At 64.0% G+C, this 18,078-nt stretch carries 16 protein-coding genes; 3 read left to right on the top strand and 13 right to left on the bottom strand.

What is annotated here, in order from left to right; genetic code table 11:
* Positions 1-58 precede the first annotated feature (58 nt).
* Complete coding sequence (locus G452_RS0113475) at positions 59-652, top strand: cytochrome c3 family protein (RefSeq protein WP_022662784.1); 594 nt, start codon at positions 59-61, stop codon at positions 650-652.
* 38 nt (positions 653-690) lie between these two features.
* Positions 691-2,094, top strand: coding sequence for a multiheme c-type cytochrome (locus G452_RS0113470; RefSeq protein WP_027189258.1), 1,404 nt, complete (start codon positions 691-693; stop codon positions 2,092-2,094).
* A 124-nt stretch (positions 2,095-2,218) separates the two neighbouring features.
* On the opposite strand, the gene G452_RS0113465 is transcribed toward G452_RS0113470, so the two are convergent.
* From G452_RS0113465 to G452_RS0113445, 5 genes are all read right to left on the bottom strand, one after another.
* On the bottom strand, positions 2,219-2,875 hold the full coding sequence (locus G452_RS0113465) for a nitrite/sulfite reductase domain-containing protein (protein WP_022662782.1): 657 nt from the start codon (positions 2,873-2,875) through the stop codon (positions 2,219-2,221).
* Positions 2,876-3,006: 131 nt separating this feature from the next.
* Positions 3,007-3,324, bottom strand: a complete 318-nt coding sequence (locus G452_RS0113460; RefSeq protein WP_022662781.1) for a cupin domain-containing protein — start codon at positions 3,322-3,324, stop codon at positions 3,007-3,009.
* A gap of 49 nt (positions 3,325-3,373) precedes the next feature.
* Complete coding sequence (locus G452_RS0113455; protein WP_022662780.1) at positions 3,374-4,138, bottom strand: ATP-binding protein; 765 nt, start codon at positions 4,136-4,138, stop codon at positions 3,374-3,376.
* Positions 4,139-4,241: 103 nt separating this feature from the next.
* The gene (locus tag G452_RS0113450) at positions 4,242-5,609 is read right to left on the bottom strand and encodes a 4Fe-4S binding protein (protein ID WP_022662779.1); all 1,368 of its coding nucleotides are present in this window, start codon (positions 5,607-5,609) and stop codon (positions 4,242-4,244) included.
* Positions 5,606-6,274, bottom strand: coding sequence for a 4Fe-4S binding protein (locus tag G452_RS0113445; RefSeq protein ID WP_022662778.1), 669 nt, complete (start codon positions 6,272-6,274; stop codon positions 5,606-5,608). Before G452_RS0113445 ends, G452_RS0113450 begins: the two co-directional genes overlap by 4 nt.
* A 168-nt stretch (positions 6,275-6,442) precedes the next feature.
* On the opposite strand from G452_RS0113445, the gene G452_RS0113440 reads away from it, so the two are divergent.
* Complete coding sequence (locus G452_RS0113440) at positions 6,443-7,126, top strand: Crp/Fnr family transcriptional regulator (protein WP_022662777.1); 684 nt, start codon at positions 6,443-6,445, stop codon at positions 7,124-7,126.
* An 83-nt stretch (positions 7,127-7,209) separates the two neighbouring features.
* Here the strand turns inward: G452_RS0113440 and rpsT are convergent, their stop codons facing one another.
* The 8 genes from rpsT to mfd form a co-directional block, all read right to left on the bottom strand.
* Positions 7,210-7,473, bottom strand: coding sequence for a 30S ribosomal protein S20 (rpsT, locus tag G452_RS0113435; RefSeq protein ID WP_022662776.1), 264 nt, complete (start codon positions 7,471-7,473; stop codon positions 7,210-7,212).
* A gap of 143 nt (positions 7,474-7,616) precedes the next feature.
* Positions 7,617-9,722, bottom strand: a complete 2,106-nt coding sequence (gene glyS, locus G452_RS0113430) for a glycine--tRNA ligase subunit beta (RefSeq protein WP_022662775.1) — start codon at positions 9,720-9,722, stop codon at positions 7,617-7,619.
* Positions 9,723-9,737: 15 nt separating this feature from the next.
* Positions 9,738-10,619, bottom strand: a complete 882-nt coding sequence (gene glyQ, locus G452_RS0113425) for a glycine--tRNA ligase subunit alpha (RefSeq protein ID WP_022662774.1) — start codon at positions 10,617-10,619, stop codon at positions 9,738-9,740.
* A gap of 13 nt (positions 10,620-10,632) precedes the next feature.
* Entirely contained in the window at positions 10,633-11,385 is a 753-nt protein-coding gene (recO, locus tag G452_RS0113420; protein ID WP_027189255.1) for a DNA repair protein RecO, read from the bottom strand.
* Between the two features lie 74 nt (positions 11,386-11,459).
* Complete coding sequence (locus G452_RS20750) at positions 11,460-12,329, bottom strand: helix-turn-helix domain-containing protein (RefSeq protein ID WP_022662772.1); 870 nt, start codon at positions 12,327-12,329, stop codon at positions 11,460-11,462.
* 31 nt (positions 12,330-12,360) lie between these two features.
* The gene (locus tag G452_RS0113410; protein ID WP_022662771.1) at positions 12,361-13,365 is read right to left on the bottom strand and encodes a SurA N-terminal domain-containing protein; all 1,005 of its coding nucleotides are present in this window, start codon (positions 13,363-13,365) and stop codon (positions 12,361-12,363) included.
* 27 nt (positions 13,366-13,392) lie between these two features.
* Complete coding sequence (locus G452_RS19570) at positions 13,393-14,511, bottom strand: peptidylprolyl isomerase (RefSeq protein WP_022662770.1); 1,119 nt, start codon at positions 14,509-14,511, stop codon at positions 13,393-13,395.
* 14 nt (positions 14,512-14,525) lie between these two features.
* Positions 14,526-17,996 (bottom strand): transcription-repair coupling factor, encoded by a 3,471-nt coding sequence (gene mfd / locus G452_RS0113400; protein WP_022662769.1) that lies wholly within the window; start codon positions 17,994-17,996, stop codon positions 14,526-14,528.
* Positions 17,997-18,078: the final 82 nt, after the last annotated feature.

The following is an 18,078-nucleotide window of genomic DNA, read 5'->3' as shown; positions in this document are numbered from 1 at the left end:
ATTTACTGATAATCGTGCATAGACTCAGGGGAGAAACCCAAAAAAGGCCGGAGCAAGCATGAAAAGGAAGTATCTCGCGCCGATTCTCTGGACCGCATTCGGTCTGCTGATCGCCTTCCCAGTATTCAGCATGACCTACTACACCATGGTCCGGACCTCGACGCCGGAATTCTGCGCCAGCTGCCATGAGATTCAGCCCGCCTATCAGGCCTGGCGAACGTCAACCCACGTGAACAACCCGCAGGGGCTTGTGGCCGACTGCATGGATTGCCACCTGCCCGCTCCGCACGACACCTTCAATTTCTTCTTCGCCAAGACCTGGCACGGCCTCAAGGACGTGGCCATGCATGTGGCCACGGGCGGAGACGACTACGTGCGCAAGGAGCAGCGCGAGGGGGCCTACCGGGACATCAAGAACGCCCAGTGCCTGAAGTGCCACCGGAACCTGCTCGCCATGCCCGATCAGCGGGGAGCCATGCTCGCGCACCGCACGGTTCTCTATCCCATGCCCGGCTACGAGAAGAAGTGCACGGACTGCCATCGAAACCTCGTGCACGTCGACCGCCCCTATTACGGGTATAAGCAGAATCTGCCGCCCTACCGCGCCACAGGCCTCCAGGCCCTCGTGCGGTTCGATCCCGACGAAGAATGAACACGTTTCAACATTGCAGAGCGAGGAGGAAGGGACACATGAGGAAACACTGTAGTGCGGCATGTCTGCTGGCTTTTCTGGCGGCTGTGCTGCTTCCCGCGGCAGCCGGAGCGCAGCAGCAGCAGAACATGCCCAAGCCCAAGGAATACCGGATCGAGCGCGGCATGCCGCCTCAGGCCGTGGCCTGCATCGAGTGCCACAAGCAGGATAACCCCGGAATCTTCTCGGACTGGGCCATGAGCCGACATGCCTCGGCCAACGTCACCTGTCTGGACTGCCATCAGGCCCAGCCCGGCGACAAGGACATCAGCCAGGAACATTTCAAGCAGTATGAACGTTCGGACACCAAGTGGGGCAAGGGCGAATACAAGATCGCCATCGCGGGCGTGGTCACCCCCAAGGACTGCTCCCGCTGCCACCCGGACGAAGCCATGCAGTACAGCAAGTCCAAGCATGCCAATACCATGGAAATCATCTGGAAGATCGACCCCTGGCTGAACAACGGCATGAACAACGCGGTCGAGCGCGCTTCGGGCTGCTACGTCTGCCACGGCACGGTGCTCAAGCAGGACGAGAACGGCAAGCTCGACCCGCTGACCTGGCCCAACGTGGGCGTGGGCCGCGTGAACATGGACGGCAGCCTGGGCTCCTGCACCAGTTGCCATACGCGCCACCGCTTCTCCGTGATGGAAGCCCGCAAGCCCGAAGCCTGCGGCCAGTGCCACCTCGGCCCGGACCATCCGCAGATCGAAATCTACATGGAATCCAAGCACGGCGACATCTACACCGCGTTCGGCGACCAGTACAACTGGGACGCCGCTCCCGGCGCCTGGACGCCCGGCGTGGACTACCGCGCCCCGACCTGCGCCTCCTGCCACATGTCCGGTTCCGGATCGGTGATGACCTCCCACGACGTCACCGAACGCCTCTCCTGGGAACTTCAGGCCCCGCTGACCATCCGCCCGCAGGACTTCGCAGCCTTCCCGGCCAAGAACGACTGGCAGAAGGAACGGGGCAAGATGCAGGACATCTGCAACCAGTGTCACTCCAAGACCTGGACGGAAAGCCACTACGCCAAGCTGGATCAGGCTGTGGAGAACTACAACGAAGTCTACTTCAAGCCCGCCAAGGCCATGCTCGACAAGCTCTACGAGACCGGAGTGCTGGACAAGAGCAAGTTCTTCGACGAGGAGCTTGAGGTCCAATACTACGAGCTCTGGCACCACGAGGGCCGCCGCGCACGCATGGGCACGGCCATGATGGCCCCGGACTACGCCTGGTGGCACGGCTTCTACGAATGCAAGCACCGCTACAACAACTTCATGGAAGTTGCCGTGGAAGTGCTCAAGTCGGGCAAGCCCGTGCACAAGGCCGACCCGTATCCGGGTTCCGGCGGCGACACGACCAAGCCCGTGCAGATCTTCGGCCCCAAGGCGCAATAGCCCGCCGGACATCGACACGAAACGCAAAAAAGGCGGCTCCGCTCCATGAGCGGGGCCGCCTTGGCTTTTCCGTCCAGCAGGAGCATGGCTTTCCGGCTCCTGAGGGCGAAGAGGTCCGCAGCTCTTAAAGCAATGCCGCCTTGACCGCCTCGATGCCGTGCTTCTCCAAAAAGAGCGCGGTGCGATGCCGTTTGGGAGCGTGCTCGGCATAGTAGTCCAGGAAACGTCCGGCCAAGTCCACGGCCTGCTCCCGCGTCAGCTCTTCCGCAAGCAGGTCGCCGATGCGCGGCCGCCCGGCGGAAGATCCGCCCACCATCACGCTCCAGCCGTTCTTGCGTCCGACAAAACCCACGTCGCGCACCCAGGATTCCCCGCAGCACATGGGGCAGCCGGACACGCCCATCTTGACCTTCGCGGGCAGCTCCCTGCCCACATAGAGCTTTTCCAGTTCCAGCCCCAGGCCGAGGGAATCGCGCTGGCCCAGGCGGCAGACGGCCGTGCCCGGACAAGCCTGGACATAATGCACGCAGAGGCCCGTGGCCTCGCCCACCTCCATGCTCAGCTCGGCCCAGAGCGAATCCACGTCCTCCTTCTCGATGCCCACCAGGGCCATGCGCTGGCCCGAGGTGATCTTGAGAATAGGTACGGAATACTTGCGCGCCACCCGCGCGATGGCCTCCAGATGGTCCGGGGTCATCAGTCCGGCAGGCGTGCGGGGCACGATGGCGTAGGTTTTCTTGTCGCGCTGCAAAATCGCGCCTTTGGGATTGTCCTGGTTCATATTCATCTCCTCCTTGCTGAAATTCGGTTGCCCAGGATACCCGCCCCCAGGAAGCGAGGCAACGCCGGAAATGAAAAAGCCGCCCCGAAAGGCGGCTCGAACGTCCATCAGACAGCCTCGGTCCGGCCCGCTCAGATGGGCGGAGCGATGACCACGAGCACGCGCATCCGCGTGGCCGCGCGCACGCCGTGGGGTTCGGCGATGTCCGAGATGAGCACATCCCCGGCCTTGGCGGGCATGGAAGCGCCGTCCTTGGCCAGGAATTCGCCCTCCCCCTCGAGCACGGCGAGCACCAGCTCTCCTTCGATGTCGTGGGAGTGCACCGGCAATTCCTGACCGGGTTCGAAGTTGAAGTTCACCACCTTGGTATACGGCGAAGCATGGGCATGGAAAACGGAGAATGTCGTATCCTTGAACCCGTTTTCCGCGTGCAAATCGATCTTTCTCATAAGTCAACCACCCTTTGGGGCTTTCGCCCCGGCATGGACCGAAACCCGTCTATGGGGTCACGGTCTCGCGCGCCAGCACGCGGCCCTCGCGAGCCACGATCACGCGCTGAAAAGACATCTTTCTGCCGCTGCGTCGCACGGCCTCGGCCGTGATTCGTCCCATGTTGGCGCAGCAGGGTACTTCCATCTCCAGAACGGTCACGGACCGAAGCTCGTTTTCGCGGAACACGGCGGCCAGCCGCTCGATGTACATTTCCGCGTCGTCGAACTTGGGGCAGCCCATGAGCACCTTGCGTCCCGGAAGCCAGGTGGAATGGTAGTCCGGCAGGGACACGGCCACGCAATCCGCCGTGAGCAGCAGGTTCGCGCCCTTGAGGAACGGCGCATCCGCGGGAACGAGCCGGATCTGGATGGGCCAGTGGCTCAGAGCCGAAACCGCGTCCGTTGCGCCGGTCCGTCCCGTGGGGACGTTGGCCTGGTCGCAAGGGCTGAGCGACATCAGCCTGGCCGAAGGGCAGCCTCCCGGACGCGGCGCATGGGCAGCGGCCGGTTCGGCCTGCTTCGCCTTTTCAGCGGCCAGCAATTGCTCCACGGCCTGCTCGTCGAACTCGTCCGCTTCGCGCACCTCGATGGTAAGCGCGCCCTTCGGGCAGTGGCCGAGGCAGGCGCCCAGCCCATCGCAATATTTATCCGCGACGATGCGCGCCTTGCCGTCCACGACGCGGATGGCTCCTTCGGCGCAGTTCGGCACGCAAAGGCCGCAGCCGTCGCACAGTTCTTCATCTATCCTGACGATTTCTCGCTTGGCGATCATAATTCATCTCCTGGTTGTATCCCGAATCTCGCAGCCCCACCCTGCCCCAGCCGGGCCGAAGTGTATTTGACCCAAATCAAAGATGGGAATAATTCCCACTTTGTCAAACCCGGGCCACTCCGAGGAACACGGCATGCAGCGTGACCACGAGCGCGAGAAACGTCAGCCGGGCCGTGTCCGCACGCAATCCCGGAAAACGGTATCCCATGGCTCCGTGCGCGCAGACTCCCACGCAGTCGCCGCAGAGCGTGCACGACAATCCGGGACGCCCCGCCTCGATGTCTTCCGGCAGAAGCGCGCCGTAGCGGCAAGCCGTGGCGCAGACGCCGCAGCGCGTGCACTGGCCGTTCATGCGCACCCGCCAGGGCAGCAGCCGTCCGAGCAGATTGCCGACAAGCCCTATGGGACAATAGGCCGAACAGTGCACCATGCTTCCGCTCCTGCGCGAGAGCAGCCCCATGGCGGCCACGCCTCCAAGACCGAACGCGGCAGCCGCCCAGACCGCCGTCAGGCCGGGAACGCCCGCCAACCGCAATCCCAGCGCGACAGCCACCGTCAAGACAAGGGTCGCTGCACGGGCAAGGAAGGTGATGCGCAGCCCCAGGAACCTGCGGTCGAGAAATCCGGATACGGGACGCTTGGGGCCGAGCCGGGAAGCGGCATCGTCCCACGCGCCCACGTAGCAGAGATGGCTGCACCAGGCAGGCCCCACCAGGAGCACGGTGGAAAGATACAGGATGAGCATGAACCAGCCGCCCGCCCGGAAAATCGGGCCGCCCACGATGAGCGCGGGCACGGGCAGGTGCAGGGTTCCGGTCATGAGCATCCGGTCCAGTCCGAGCAGTCCCAGACCCAGTTGCAGGAAAAAGACAACGCTGAACAGGCCCCAAATGCGGGGGCGAATCTTGCGGGCGGCGCGGGGCGCGATCATGCGTCCGGCTACCCATTGGGCGTAAAGCGCCAGCGCGAAGATCTCAAGTCCTCCCCATCCCGGCAGATAGCGCTCCAGCAGCAGGATCGGGAACGGCGTCTTGATCTCGCTGACGAACAGCAGCGCCGCCACGAGCAGGAATATCGCGGCGCGGAAAAATCCGTACTCGGCATCGCCCGAATACCGCCGACGTCCGGGAGCGGCCAGCAACACGGCCAAGGCGCACAAATTCAGAAGGCAGACTCCGCTCATGATCGCGGCCAGCCGGAACCAGGGCAGGCCCGCGTCCAGCCGGAACCGAATCAGATCCGCCGCCGTCTGGGTCCAGACGACCGCCCCGACCGCCAGAACGGCAAGGAGCGCCCAGCGCACCCAGGATGCGCCGCGTCCCGGTTCGCCCTTCCGCCCCCCCTCCGATCTCCAGGCCAGAACCAGAAGCCCAAGACAGGCGGCGGACACCCCGGGCCGTCCCAGGCGCAGTGCATGGGCTCCGAGCAGGATCAGAGCCAAAGAGGCCAGGACAGGCGCCAGCCTATTCATATCCGCACTCCCGAAGAGAGCGGCTCCAGGCCCGTTTCATCGAGCAGCACGCCAAAGCGCAGGCCCCTGCGCCAGTTGTCCATGTACAGCCGCAAGGCCCGCTCGACCACTTCCAGCGCCTCCTCGTCGGAATGCAGCCCCGGCAATTCCCGGCCCAGGGCGGGACGCCTGCCGAGCCGTCCGCCCACCACGATGCGCCAGCCCTCTTCCGCCGCACGCATCGCTCCCGTGGGGCAGACGCGCACGCAGTGTCCGCAGCGAAGACAGAGTCCCGGATCAATCTCCGGGAGCATCTGCGCCCCTTCCAGGCCCATTTCAGAGGCCGTGCGCATGAGGATGGCGCTGTCCGGGCAGGACTGCCCGCAAATCCCGCATGAGGAGCAACGCTCCGGGTCAAGGACGGGCCGCATGGAACGGATCAGGCCGATATCCTGGATATGCGGCCGGGAGCAGCCGTTCGGGCAACCGGACACGGCGACCCGGAAGGCATGGTGGTAATGGTGCTTTCCGGCATAGCTTTCCTCCAGGAATTCAGGCCAGCCGGACTCGCAGATCACGCCTTCCAGCCGAGGCTCGAACTCCGGCGCAACCGGCAGCAGGTGGGGGCACTGGCCGGAACGCGCTCCCCGGCAGGTATCGAACAGGTATGCCGGAACTATCTTCATATGCACTCCAGGGCTTGAACGAAGGGCCGATCCAAAGGCCAGGATCCTCGCCACAAATACGCAACGCGCCACAACAGCACGCCTTTTTCAGCACTATCGCCGATTACTTTGACACCTGCCCTGACTTGGGTCAAAGATCGTTTTGAAAAAATGTGAGAGGATCGAGGCATGAACGAAATGATGGATGCGCTCAAGGCGGTAACGCTTTTCAACGGTCTGCCTCCGGAACAGATCAAGGCTCTCGCCGGCATCGCCCTGCCGCGCGTCATGGAAAAAAAAGAAGAGATATTCCAGGCCGGGGACGAGGCCAACGGCTTCTACGTGGTCATGGAAGGCCGGGTCAAAGTCTACCGATCCGCCATATCGGGCAAGGAGCAGATCATCCACGTCTGGGGTCCGGGCGACGCCCTCGGCGAAGTGCCCATGTTTCAGGGCAGCACCTTCCCGGCCAGCGCGCAGGCCCTGGAACGGACCAGGCTGCTCTTCTTCCGGCGCGACGCCTTTCGGTCGCTGATCCTCAAGGAGCCGGACCTGGGCATGAACATGATCGCCCTGCTCGCGGGGCGTCTGCGCATTCTGGTCAGCCAGGTCGCCGCCCTGAGCCTCAAGGAGGTTCCGCAGCGGCTGGCCGCCTATCTCCTGCTCCTGGCCGACACCCAGGAGACGGACACCCTGCGGCTGGACATGGCCAAGGGGCAGATCGCGTCCTATCTCGGCACCATCCAGGAAACCCTGTCGCGCACGCTCAAGAAGATGGCCGAGCAGGAAATCATCCAGGTTCACGGGCGCGAAATCACCTTGCTGAACATGGATGTGCTCGAATCCCTGGCCGCCGGTCTCGAACAGCTCTGAGACGTTTTCCACGCAACGCAAAAAGCCCGCCGCGCGGAGCGCGGCGGGCGATGCGAACTGAATTCCGCAGAACAGAACCCGAACTAGTCGAGCTTGTTCACGGCCTGCTGAAGGCGGGCGATGCGACGGGAAGCATTGCGCCAGTGAACGACCTTCTTGGTGGAAGCCTTGTCCAGCATGGACGCGGCGTTCTGCAGAGCGGCGGCAGCCTGCTCCTTGTCGTTCTGTTCGAGGGCCTGGCGCACGGCCTTGACCACGTTCTTGATGCGGGTCTTGGTGGCGCGGTTGCGATCGCGGCGCTTCAGGCTCTGGCGATGCCTCTTGATGGCGGACTTGTGGTTGGCCAAGAGTATTCTCTCCTGCTTTTTCGTTGCTGTAAATCTTATGTTACGTGCGACGTGCGCACACTGCTACTCGCTGAACTGAAAGTGGTCCTTTATACGCTCTTTTCAGCGGTGTCAACCCGCGAGCCGGACCTTCGCATGATTTTCTAGACTTGCAAGGCGCTGAAATCCGCCAGCCTGCCGAGACGATCCACCAGGGACTTGAGCAGGTTCAGACGATTGCGCCGCACGGCCTGGTCGTCGCAGATGACCATGACGCCGTCGAAGAAAGCGTCCACAGAGGGACGCAGCTCCCGCAGCAATCCGAGCAGTCCCGCGAAATCATCGGCGGCCCACAGTTCCTCGAAACGGCTTTCGGATTTTTCCAGCCGTTCGGCCAGGGCTTTTTCCTGCTCCTCGGCAAAGAGCGCGGCATCGTAGCGTCCCGTCAGCTCCTGCCCGGCTTCCTCGCCCTGCTTGCGGATGATGTTGGCCGCACGCTTGAAGGTCAGCACGGCCTGCTCGAAATCCGGCTCCTTGCTGAAGGCTTCCAGGGCGGCGACGCGCAGTTCCAGGGTCCGGATGTCGTCGAATCCAGCGCCCAGGGCCGCGTCCACAACGAGCACGCTCATGCCGCGCCCCGCGAACAGCGCGCGCAGACGCTGGCCGAAGAAGTCCACCAGCTTGTCCAGGGCCTCGCCGACGGGAAGCTTCCACTTCACGTCGGTGTAGCCTTCCAGGGCCCAGCCCAGCAGCTCGCGCACGTCCAGGGCCAGGCCATGTTCCATGATGATCCGGCAGATGCCGAGGGCGCAACGCCGAAGCGCATACGGATCGTTGGCTCCGGTGGGAATCTTGCCCAGGCCGAAGCAGCCCGCCAGGGTGTCGGCCTTGTCCGCCATGGACAGCACCGCGCCCGCGAGACTCGACGGGACCGGAGAATCCGGACCGGCGGGCAGATACTGCTCCTTGAGGGCCTCGGACACGAGGGAGCCCATTCCGGCCCGCTCGGCGTAGATGCCGCCCATGACGCCCTGAAGCGTGTCGAACTCGTTGACCATCTCGGACACGAGGTCCGCCTTGGCCATGCGCCCGGCTTTGGCGAAATCCGCGATCTCGCCGGGCAGGATGTTCCTGGAGACGCTGAGCGCCTCGCCGATCCGGCGGCAAAGACGTTCCAGACGGCGGGACTTGTCGCCCATGCTGCCCAGAGGGCCGAGAAAGACGACGCTTTCCAGCTTGTCCAGCCAGACCTGGAAATCCGTGCCGGTATCCGCCTCCCAGAAGAAGCGGGCGTCCTCCAGCCGGGCCTTGAGTACGCGCTCCCAGCCCTTCTTGACCAGAGCCGGATCCGAAGGCTCGATGTTCAGGGTGGTCAGGAAATGGGGCAGAAGCGTGCCGTCCTTGCCGCGCACGCCGAAGCTCTTCTGATGGCTCTGCATGGAGGTCAGCAGCACCTCGGCGGGCAGTTCGAGATAGATCGGATCGATGTCGCCGAGCACGGGCACGGGAAGTTCCACGAGGTTGGACACCTCCTGAAGCAGCCCGTCGTTCCAGACGACCTCTCCGCCCTTCGCCTCGGCCAGGGCCGCGCCGCGCTCGCGCACGACCTGCATGCGCCGGGCCGGATCAAGCATGACCCTGCCCTGCTCCTCGGCCACGCGGACATAGTCCGCAGCAGCGGCGACCTCGAACGGGCCGGGGCCCATGACGCGATGGCCGTGGGTCGTACGGCCGGAAACAAGGTCGTTGACGCCGAATTCCACCACCTGCTCGCCCAGCAGGGCCAGAAGCCAGCGCACGGGACGCCCGAACGTGAAATCGTAGTCTCCCCAGTGCATCTTCTTCGGGAACGTGAGTCTTTTCACGGCGTCGAGACAGATTCCGGGCAGCACGTCCATGGCCTTGCCGCCGCCCAGGGACTTCCGCGCCGCGAGGTAGTCGCCCTTGGGAGTGCTCACGGTGTAGAGGTCGGCGGGCTCGACGCCCTGGGTCTTGGCGAAGCCCAGGCCGGCCTTGGTCAGCTCGCCGTCCTTGTAGGCGATGCTCGCCGGAGGCCCGGTGACCTCCTCCTCCTGACGGCGCTGCTCCGCAGCGATCCCTTCGACCAGCGCCGCCACGCGGCGCGGAGTGGCGAACGTGCGGATTTCGCCGCGCTCGACCATGCCCTGATCCAGCAGAGCGGCCAGATTCTCCCGAAGCTCCTCGGCCAGTTTGGGCACGAAGCGCGCGGGCATCTCCTCGGTGCCGATTTCCAATATGAAGTCAGCCATCGTAATGCATCCTCGCTAGACGTTGGTCGGGGTCGTGAGCATGGGGTAGCCCATCTCCTCGCGCTGCGCCGCGTAGAGCGCGGCGATGGAGGAGGCCAGATTGCGCACCCGGCCGATGTATCCGGTGCGCTCGGTGATGGAAATGGCTCCCCGCGCGTCCAGCAGGTTGAACGTGTGCGAGCATTTCAAACAGTAGTCGTAGGCGGGCCAGGGCAGCCCCTCGCCGCAGAGACGCAGGCACTCGGCCTCGAACTTGTTGAAAAGATCGAGAAGCATGGCCGCGTCCGACAGCTCGAAATTGTACTTGGACTGCTCCACCTCGTTGCGGTGGTAGATCTGGCCGTAGCTGACCTTGCCGTTCCAGGAAAGATCGTAGACCGATTCCTTTTCCTGGAGATACATGCACAGGCGCTCCAGGCCGTAGGTGATCTCCACGCTCACGGGCCTCAGATCGATGCCGCCCACCTGCTGGAAATAGGTGAACTGGGTCACTTCCATGCCGTTGAGCCAGACTTCCCAGCCCAGACCCCAGGCGCCCAGGGTCGGCGATTCCCAGTCGTCCTCCACGAAACGGATGTCGTGGGCGGCGGGGTCGATGCCGAGGGCCTTGAGGCTCTTCAGGTAAAGATCCTGCACGTCGTCCGGCGACGGCTTGAGGATGACCTGGAACTGGTAATAGTGTTGCAGGCGGTTGGGGTTCTCGCCGTAGCGGCCGTCCGTGGGCCGCCGCGAAGGCTCGACATAGGCCGTGTTCCAGGGTTCCGGCCCGATGACGCGGAAAAACGTCGAGGGGTTGAAGGTGCCCGCCCCGCATTCCACGTCCATGGGCTGCACGAGCACGCAGCCGTACTCGGACCAGTATTTCTGCAAGGTCAAGATCACGTCTTGAAAGTTCATCGACTTCTCCACACTAGACGTTCCGAAAAAAACCGCCCTCCCACTCCAGGCCGAGGTGGTAGGCCATGAAGCGTTCCACGGCCAGGGAAAATTCCTGCCGGACCGTGGGCGGAACGGTCAGGCGCGGCCACTCGCCAGGCGGGTGGGTCATTATCCAGTCCAGGGCGCGCAGCGATCCGGACGACATGGGCAGCCCCGATTCCGCGCCGTTATCGACAAGACACGACGGGCACAGAACCTGCCCTTTTTCCACGAAAAATCGAGGACTGTCAAAGTCTCCCACAAGGCTCCCGCACTCTCCGCAGGAGAGGAAATCAGGCCGATACCCTTGGGAAAATCCCAACCGGGCTCGGAACAGAAGCGGCAGGCTTTCAGGCTGGGGCACTTCCCGCTCAAGCAGGGAGAGCAGGGAGAGCAGAAGTTCGTAGCTCTCCTCCGCCCCTTCCGAAGCCACCTGAACCGCTTCCACGAACTTGAGACAGTTCACGGCCACGCCCAGGTTGCGTTGATTGCGGCGCAGAACGGGGTGGCCGTGCAGCAGCGTCCCCTCGTCAAGGTTCAGGTACCGCCCACGGCGATCCGAACCGAATTTGAAAAGCACGAGGTTCAGCGGATCAAGACAGCCAGGAAAACGACGGCGGCTTTTCATGCCTCCGAAAGCGAACGCAGTCAACACCCCTCGGGTGGGGGTGAGCATGCGCACCCAGGCGTCCGTCTCCCGAAACCGGCCCACCCGGAGCACCAGGGCCTTTTCGGTAAAATCCAACAATGCAGCACCTCCGCCGCCCCGGCCTCGGCCGCAAGAGGGCAACCGAAACGGAAGCCCTCAAGGGAACGGGGTCAGGGCAGGACCACGTCCACCACGCCCGAACCGCTGGCGGGCCGGGGCTTGCCGTCCAGCTCAAGGCTGACGGTCTCCAGGCGGCCGAAACGGAATGTGCGCGAGCCCGTAAATTCGTAGCGCAGGCTCTGCCCGGGTCGAACCGTGAACTCGTCGAGCCAAGGGGTGTCCCCGGACTCCTGCTCCTTGCGGAAAACGCCCATCCAACAACCATCCTTGTCGGTAACCGTGACCACGAGCACGTGCTCCTTGGTCGCGGGCTGCACCTGGGCGGCCGCGTCCTCGGCCCCGGCGCTTTCCGCGGGCGTGTCCACGACTCCGGCGGAAGCCTCCACATTGCCTGCGGGGACTTCGGCAACGGCTTCCTCCGGAGCCTGCTCCACGACGGCAGGCGCTTCGGCGGGTTCAGCCGCCTCGGTCGGAGCGACCGCTTCCTCCATGCGGGCTTTCTGCTCATGCCCGGATTGGGCCATGTACCAGATCAGCCCGGCCAGCACGCCCACAAGCAGGAGCACGATGATCATGGCTCCCCAGGGCCTCGTCCCGGTGGAAAGAGCCTTTCCCGAAGGATCCTTGAGATCCTTGAGGCTGATGCCCACGTTGTCGCGCTTGTCCTCGGGCAATTCGTCCGGGCAATATTCGCGCTCCAGGACGCGGACGCACTCCAGGGGGTCGAGTCCGAGCAGCTTGGCGTAATTCCTGACAAAGCCCTTGGCGTATACAGGGTGAGGGAAATGTTCCATTTCCCCGTTCTCAAATGCCACCAGAATCCGGCGGCTGATCTTCGTAGCTTCCGTAACGTCGGCGAGGGAAAGCTTCCGAGCTTCCCGCTCCTGACGCATCTGCGCTCCGAGCTGAATCAGATCCATGCGTGCTCCCTTTCTCCAGTCTGAAACGGGTTCACTTGTACTCAATGACGGCCCGCTCGCGTAACAATCCCATAAAGTCTTCGAACAGCTCGTCGAACTTCTGCTTGCGCAATTCCTCGTAAATGGCGTCATGCGTGGCCTGGTCCATGTCCGCCACGGCTTCGCCTTCGCCCTCGTCGGTGATCTTGAGCAGCACATACTTTCCGTCCGCCTGGAAGGGGTCGCTCATTTCCCCCTTTTCCACGCCGTCCAGGGCGTTGCGCCAGGCTTCGGCCAGGTCGTTGAAGGAGAATCTGCCGAGGTCGCCTCCGGCGCCGACGGCCGGTCCCACCGAATAGGTGTCCGCAGCCTCGGCGAAGGACATCCCATCGTGGATCGCGTCCACGATCTTGTCCATGGATTCCTTGTCCGGAGCCATGATCACGCTGAGGACGATCTGGCGAAGCGTATCCCCGGCCTTGGCGCCATTGCGTTTCTTGAACTCGTCCATGATCTCCTTGTCGGTGATCACGATGCGGTTGGAAACGTTGCTCTGCACCATGCGGCGCTTGGTCAGGTCTTCCTTGATCGTCTCGCGCAGCTCATCCTCGGTCATGTTGTTCTTGGCCAGAAACTGCTGGAATTTCTCGGCGTCCATGTTCTGCTGGCGCTTGATGTTTTCCAGGAACGCGTCCACTTCCTTGTCGCTGATATTGATGCCCATGCGCTGGGCCTCCTGGCTGACGATGACCTCGTCCACCATCTGTCCGAGGAGCTTCTCTTTCAGCGCGGCCACCTGCTCCTGCATTTCGGGGTGTTTGAGCTGCTCGCCGTACTGGCTCTTGAGCCGTTGATAAATCGAGGCCCAGCGCTGATCGTAATCATAGCTCGTGATGACCTCGCCGTTGACCACGGCCTTGATGGATTGGACTTCCGCGGCATGGGCGGCCAGGGGCATCAGCAACAGGAGCAGGGCCAGCAGCGGCCGGATATTCTTCATCGCTTTTTCGCCTCCCTTGGCTGGGCGGGGCTTGCCGCGCTCGGCGGCGTTGGTCAAGCGGAACTCCCCGGCGGAGTTCCCTATCTATTGGGCTTGGCCCTCCGCAGGGACCGCGTTTTCGGAGTTGTCGCCCTCCTGTTCCAGGGGGGTGTCGTCCGGGCCGAGAGGAGCCATGCCTTCCTGAAGGGCATTCTTCCCGGCATCTTCCTGGCCCATCCGGCTCTCAAGGTTCGCCTGGTCTTCCTGGGCGGCGGGATCGCCCGCTTCCGCGGCGGCTTCTCCCTCAGGGCGCGGCAACAAATGCTCGCTCACCTGCACGTCTGCGGAGTTCCATGCGTTCGAGAGCCAGGTTTCGAAGGCGTCCCGCATCTTGTGCTCCAGCAAGGCCTGCTCCACCAGCGGATACGCCTGGGTGGGGTCGAGCTGCTTCGCCGGCAGACGCTCCAGCAGGACCAAGGCCTCATAGCCGAACTTTTCTTCCATGATCGGGCTGGATTCTCCGGGAGGCAGCTCCTGGAGCGCCTCCAGCCAGGAAGAGGAAAGCTGTCCCTGCCGGACCGTGATCTCGTGCACGGCCACCTTCTCGTCGGCCCGCATGGCTTCGGGATCCCTCGTGTCGCGGTAGACCTTGAGCGCCTCGGCCAGGGGAGCCTTGTCCGACGAGCGGACCACGAGGATCCGCAGCGTTTCAGGAATCCGGAAATCCTTGATGTGCTGCTTGTAGTAGTCTTCCGCCTCGCGGTAGTCGATCTTGATCTGAGGACGCAGCACGAGCCGCTGGAATTTTTCCAGAGCCTTGTTGTAGCGAAGGCGCTCGCGCCAGGAGGCCAGGTCGATGTACTCTTCGACGAGCACCTGGTCAAACGAGTCGTCCGGATAGTCCGCCCTGACCTTGCGCTCCTCCTCGGCCACTTCTTCGTCCGTCACGCCGAGGCCGCGCGCGTCCAGCTCCTGCGAAACCATCTCCATGACGATGAGGTCGCCGAGGATCTGGCCGTATTCGCCGCGCAGGACTTCCACCGTCGGCACGAAGGCCCCGGTTCCGTCCATGTGCAGCAGGTCGTGCTGAAACTCCAGTTGCGAAAGATAGATGGGCTTTCCGTTCACACGGGCGACAATGCCCATGTCGTCGGCCTCCGTGGAGCAGGCGGCAAGAGCCAGGGCGGCAAGACAGGTCCACAAGAGCAGGCAGGAGATTCTCATTCAGCTTCCGTCCGTTATGCTTCCGCCCCCGGCGACTCCGCCGCCAGGGATTCCAGTTCATTGCCAAGATATTCAAGCCCGCGCGCCGTATCGAGCGTATCGGGCCAGCGCAGTTCCAGCCTCCCCGGCGGGAGCAGCCGCGCAGTTCCGGTCCGGTCCGCGACCCAGTCGATGAGCCGTTCCGGGGAAACCGCGCTGACGGTTCCTCCCCATGTGAGCACGGCCCGGCCCGCATACAGCTCGGCTCGTTCCACCTGGAGCCGCGCCAGCACTTCCTTCAACGACAGCACGGCCAGGAAGTTGACCAGCTCCGGCGGCAACGGCCCGAAACGGTCGCGCAATTCGGCCTCGATTTCCTTCCGGGCCATCTCCCCGCTGGCCGAGGACAAGGCCCGGTAATAACCGAGCCGCTCCTTGGAGTCCGGGACGTATTCGCCGGGGATGTGCGCCCGGAAGACGAAGCTGAGTTCCGGCTCGGTCCGGGCGGGCAAGGCCTCGCCGCGCACCTTGCGAACCTCTTCCTCAAGCATTTCGAGAAAAAGGTCCAGGCCGACCTTGGCGATGTTCCCGGATTGGACCTCGCCGAGGATATTCCCGGCTCCGCGCAAGCGCAAGTCTTCCATGGCCACTTTGAAACCCGCACCCAGATAATCCATATCCAGGATGATGCGCAACCGCCTGCGGGAGGTCTCGGGCAGCGATTCCAGGGAGGAGACCACGAAATAGGCGTATGCCTGCCGCTCGCTGCGCCCGACCCGGCCCCGCAGCTGGTAGAGCTGTCCCAGGCCGAACATCTGGGCCTGATCCACGATCAGCGTGTTCACGTTGGGAAAATCCAGGCCGGATTCGATGATGGCCGTGGCCACGAGCACGTCCAGTTCCTTGTGCCAGAAACGGTGCATGGTTTCTTCGAGCGTGCGCTCCGGCATCTGGCCGTGGGCCATGCCGATCTTCGCCTCCGGCGCGAGCTTTTGGACAAAGTCCACCACCTGTTCCAACCCCTGGACCCGGTTGTGGACCCAGAAGACCTGACCGCCACGATCCATTTCCCGCTTCAGGGCCGCCGCGAGCATGGCCTCGTCGCGCTCCACGAGCGCGGTTTCCACAGGCTTGCGGTCCTGGGGCGGAGTCTCGATGACCGAGAGGCCGCGCAGTCCGGAGAGAGACAATTGCAGCGTGCGCGGAATGGGCGTCGCCGTGAGGGTCAGCACGTCGATGTGCTTGCGGTAATGCTTGAGGCGTTCCTTGTGCTTGACGCCGAAACGCTGCTCCTCGTCCAGGATCATCAGCCCCAGATTGGGCAGCTCCACGTCCTTGGAGAGCATCCGGTGCGTGCCGATGAGCACGTCCACCTCGCCGCGGGCCGCTGCCGCGACCACGGTCTTCTGGCGTTTGGGCGGCACGAAGCGGGAGAGCAGCCCCACATGCACCCCGAACGGTTCCATGCGGCTGATGAAGGTCTGGTAGTGCTGCTCCGCGAGGACTGTCGTGGGACAGAGCAGCGCCACCTGTCGCCCTTCGAGCACCGTGCGGAACGCGGCGCGCAGGGCCACCTCGGTCTTGCCGAAGCCCACGTCGCCGCAGACGAGGCGGTCCATCGGCTCCGGGCGCTCCATGTCCGCGAAGACCTCGCGCACGGCCTTGTCCTGGTCCGGCGTGGCGTCGAAGCCGAAGCCGGATTCGAATTCGTGATACATCTCGCCCAACTCGCCGTAGTCGTAGCCTTTGGTCACGCGGCGGATGGCATACATCTCCACGAGATCCTGGGCGATCTTCTCCAAAACCTTGCGCACCCGCGCCGTGGTCTTGGACCAGCGGGAGCCGCCGAGCCGGTCCAGGGCGTGCACGCCCCCTTCCGGTCCCTTGAAGCGCTGCACCAGCTTGATGCGGTCCACAGGGAGGTAGAGCTTGTCGTCGGCGTCGAAATGCAGCAGCAAGTAATCGTTTTCCACATCCCCGGTGCGCATGTGCAGCAGACCGCCGAAGCGCGCAAGGCCGTAGTCCCGGTGCACGAGCAGGTCGCCCTCGAGCAGGTCGTCGTAACGGTCCAGGCCTTGGAACTTCTTGCCCGGCTCGCGCGTGCGCGTCTCGGAGCGGGGCTGGAGCACGTCCTCGCCCAGCACGCGCATGCCCAGCCAGGCCAGCTCGAAGCCCTTGGACAGCGGGGACACCAGCGCGAAAAGCCCCCGGCGGTCCGGGGCATATTCCGTCGCAATGGTGAGGTTTTCCCCTTCGAGCAGGCTCAGGAACTTGCCGCGGGAACGCTCGGTCCGAAAGCAGAGCAGGGTCTGGCCGTCCTGGCGGTTCCATTCGCGCAGGGCCGCAACCAGGGCCGCCCAGGGCCGCTGCGCCTGATCCGGTCGCCAGAAGAGGTCGGAAAATTCGGAATAACGGGTTTCGACGAGGTCCAGACCGCTCTTCTCCACGCCGAGGGTCAAGTCCTCGAAAACGAGCTGACGCCGCCCGATCCAGGCGTTGCGGGCCGCGTCGGTCCCCCTGCAAAGCGCGTCCAGGGGCCAGCGGCGCCCTTCTTCGCGCTTCTGCCGATCCACGAAGTCACGCCAGGCTTCGGCCGCGTCCTCGACGCGCTGGCGCAGGTTTTCGGCGGAACTGAGCACGCAGACCATGTCCGGCGGGAAAAAGGCTTCCAGGGGCGCGGCCTCGCGGTCGTAGACGCCCGGCAAAATCCAGGGCTCGGCGCTTTCCAGCTGCATACCGAGATGCAGCTCGGTGTCGGCGGAGATCTCGCCCGTGCGGCGCAGCTCGTCCCAGCGCGCTCTGGCCCTCTCGGGCCGATCGCCGCTGAGGGGCGCGGGGGTCACGGGCAGCAGGGTGATTTCCTTCAGCTCCTGCCGGGAACGCTGCGAGGCGAGGTCGAAAAGCCGGATCTGTTCCAGATTGTCGCCGAAGAATTCCAGGCGCAGGGGTTGCGCGTAGCCGGGGGCGCAGATGTCGAAGATGTCGCCGCGCATGGCCACCTCGCCCGGTTCGGCCACCACCTTGCGCCTTTTGTAGCCCCACTCCACGGCCTGATCCAGGAGCATTTCCGGAGAAAGTTCATCCCCCTGCGTCAGCGTCAGAAAACTGCTGCGAACGGTTTCCACCGAGGGCCAGAACGGCACGAGATTGTCCGCCGTGAGCAGCAGCCCCTTGGGCTTGGCCCCGTGGACGAGGCCGTGCAACGCGGCCATGCGACCGCTCCAGGCCGCGGCGTCGGGCAGACCCGGCCGCTGCGTGCCCAGCTCGACCCAGGGCCGGTCCCAGACCGGAAGCCCGTCGTCCATGCCGGAAAGCAGCCGCAGCAGAGCCGCGATTTCCCGGAACTCCGCGGCTCCGGGCGCGATCAGGGCCACGTTGCGCCCGGCGCGCAGGAGCGCGTCCGCAGCCACGGCCTGGCTCGCGGGACCGCTCTTGAAGACCCGCAGGTGCTCGCCCCGGTCCTGTATGAAGCTCTCCAGAAGCGGCGGGAGGGTGTATCTGCTCATGAATTTCCGTCCAGCAATGCGGAGGCGGTGAAATGTTCCTGCTCAAAAAAGCCGACCGGACGCCATTTCCAGGAGAGAATCC

It is taken from the genome of Paucidesulfovibrio longus DSM 6739, assembly GCF_000420485.1.
Taxonomy (GTDB): Bacteria; Desulfobacterota; Desulfovibrionia; order Desulfovibrionales; family Desulfovibrionaceae; genus Paucidesulfovibrio; species Paucidesulfovibrio longus.
The sequence above is the reverse complement of the archived record's forward strand: the minus strand, read 5'-3'. Positions and strand labels throughout refer to the sequence as shown.